3 protein-coding genes and 1 pseudogene are annotated in these 2,201 nt (G+C 61.7%); 1 reads left to right on the top strand and 3 read right to left on the bottom strand.

The features are described 5' to 3' along the window. Window positions 1-45 precede the first annotated feature (45 nt). Entirely contained in the window at window positions 46-579 is a 534-nt protein-coding gene (gene rnhA, locus EOB36_RS12585) for a ribonuclease HI (RefSeq protein WP_164897506.1), read from the top strand. Between the two features lie 18 nt (window positions 580-597). Here rnhA and EOB36_RS12580 read toward each other — a convergent pair whose 3' ends face one another. The 3 genes and pseudogenes from EOB36_RS12580 to EOB36_RS35135 all read right to left on the bottom strand — a co-directional run. Next, window positions 598-1,080, bottom strand: a complete 483-nt coding sequence (locus EOB36_RS12580; RefSeq protein WP_128284963.1) for a DUF2938 domain-containing protein — start codon at window positions 1,078-1,080, stop codon at window positions 598-600. 142 nt (window positions 1,081-1,222) lie between these two features. After that, window positions 1,223-1,723, bottom strand: coding sequence for a peroxiredoxin (locus tag EOB36_RS12575; protein WP_128284962.1), 501 nt, complete (start codon window positions 1,721-1,723; stop codon window positions 1,223-1,225). A 122-nt stretch (window positions 1,724-1,845) separates the two neighbouring features. Beyond that, window positions 1,846-2,201: pseudogene (locus EOB36_RS35135) on the bottom strand (hypothetical protein); the annotation flags it as partial.

The raw sequence follows: 2,201 nt of genomic DNA, 5'->3' as shown, positions 1-2,201 counted from the left end.
GCGCTTCCACCGGGCGATCAAATCCCCTTCCGAATACGGACTGACATGACCAAGCGCGTTGAAATCTTCACCGATGGTGCCTGTTCGGGCAATCCGGGGCCGGGCGGCTGGGGGGCGGTCCTGCGCTTCAACGGCGTCACGAAAGAACTGTCGGGCGGCGAGGCTGCTACCACCAACAACCGCATGGAACTTTTGGCCGCCATCTCGGCGCTCAATGCGCTAAAAGAACCCTGCGCCGTCGATCTTTATACCGACAGCAACTATGTCAAGGACGGCATTTTCAGCTGGATCGATGGCTGGAAGCGCAACGGCTGGAAGACGGCCGCCAGGCAACCGGTGAAGAATGCCGAGCTGTGGCAGGCGCTCGATGAGGCGCGCAATCGCCACCAGGTCATATGGCACTGGGTCAAGGGCCATGCCGGCCATCCGGAGAACGAGCGTGCCGACGAGCTGGCGCGGCTCGGCATGGCGCCTTTCAAGAACAAGCCGGCCAGGCCCGCGCCCGTTTCGGCCAAGGAAAGCACCCAAGCCAAGCAGCCGGCAGCCAAGAAAATGCGTCGCTCGACCCAGAGCTACTAACCAGTCTGGTCCCCGTATTCAGCGGATCAGCAGCGCCGTGCCGAAAAGCCCGAGCGCGAACACCGTATGCGACACCAGGTTGAGGGCGCGGATCTGCATGGGATTGGGGCGCTTTGATGCGGCCCAGCCGGCGCCCATGCCGGGCGCCAGCAGGAACCAGCCGGCGCCCACGGTGACGATGCCGAGGATGAAGGCCGGCAGGAAGGTCGGCGCCGCCAGCCACGCCGCTCCCACCAAAACGGCCAGAATGATGCCGTAGACGATGCCGACAAAATAGTGGAAGGCCCAGCCCAGCGCCGATTCATGCGCGTAGGGTGCTGCCTCGCCGATATCTTCGTGGAAGACCTTGCCGTCCCTCAGATGCCAGACCCAGCGGCCGACCAGCCCCCAGTTCGGCCGCGGCTGAGCAAACACCGTGTTCAGGAGAATCGCCCAGAGGTCCATGAGCGCCGTGGCGCCGATGCCGATCGCCACAGCGCGCCAGAAGATATCAAACGTCATCGAGGTCCCCCCAAAAGCAAGCAGTCCCGAAGAGCCAGCGCACGATCCCGAAAACCGGAATCGGCTTTCGGAAAGGATAATGCGCCGATTCGAAAGTCTTGAAGCGTCCTGGGACGCGCGAGTTCTAAAAGGCGACTGGTGCCTATGCTGTCGCCAAAACGGAAAGCTGTCCGAGAATATGAGCCGCACCGGATTCATCAACGCCAGGCTTTGTCTCGACATTAAGCGCGATGACCTTGCCGTCGTCGACGATCATCGAGAACCGCTTCGAACGCAGTCCCATGCCACCGCCGGAGAGGTCGGCGTCGAGGCCGATCGACTTGGCGAAGTCGCCATTGCCGTCGGCAAGGTAAAGGATCTTGCCTTCGCCGCCGCTGAAGCGGGCCCAAGCCCCCATGACGTGAACATCGTTGACGGCGACGACGGCGATGGTGTCGACGCCGCGCGCCAGGATGGCGTCGTAATTATCCAGATAGCCGGGCAGATGGTTGTTGCTGCAGGTCGGCGTGAAAGCGCCGGGAACGGCGAACAGCACCACCTTCTTGCCCGAGAAAATCTCGGCCGCTGTGATCGGTTTTGCCCCGTCGGCAGTCATCGTCTTGAAGGTCGCTTGGGGCAGCTTGTCGCCAACGGATATCATCATGATGGTCCTCATTTGACAAATAAAGGGAGTATTCTCGCGATAACGAACTCAGACTTTTCCCGCAACCGTTTGGGGGAGCCTGGAGCAAAAGGATGTTCGACCTGAACATCCTTTGCTCGGGATCAAGGGAAAGGCAGCTGTCCCTCGACCGCGCCGACCGCAGTTGTCAGCGTGTAGTAAAGTCCGCCATCCGTCGGCGTCGTCGTCGGCCTGTCGAGGATCGGCACGGTAAACACCAGCTTGCCGTCCTTTTCGCTGCGAGCCGGCACGCCGAACATGTAATCCCGCTCACCGGCGACGAAGAAATCCGCCGCATTCGGATTGCCCGGAAAGCTCGCCTCGACAATCAGTGTCTCGTGGTCGCCTGGTAGCATATTGATGCCGAAATCGGGCCTTGCGGGGGCAGGCAGGGTTGCGAGCGCCGCCTTCACCAGCGCAGCGTCTTCGACATTGTCCGGATCGGAGCCCGGATCGATGG

Source organism: Mesorhizobium sp. M6A.T.Cr.TU.017.01.1.1, assembly GCF_004023115.1.
GTDB lineage: Bacteria > Pseudomonadota > Alphaproteobacteria > Rhizobiales > Rhizobiaceae > Mesorhizobium > Mesorhizobium mediterraneum.
The sequence above is the reverse complement of the archived record's forward strand: the minus strand, read 5'-3'. Positions and strand labels throughout refer to the sequence as shown.

What these genes read in the sequence shown, in the direction of transcription:
- rnhA (WP_164897506.1), top strand. Translation starts at nt 46, where the DNA reads ATGACCAAGCGCGTTGAAATCTTCACCGATGGTGCCTGTTCGGGCAAT.
- EOB36_RS12580 (WP_128284963.1), bottom strand. Translation starts at nt 1,080, where the DNA reads ATGACGTTTGATATCTTCTGGCGCGCTGTGGCGATCGGCATCGGCGCC.
- EOB36_RS12575 (WP_128284962.1), bottom strand. Translation starts at nt 1,723, where the DNA reads ATGATGATATCCGTTGGCGACAAGCTGCCCCAAGCGACCTTCAAGACG.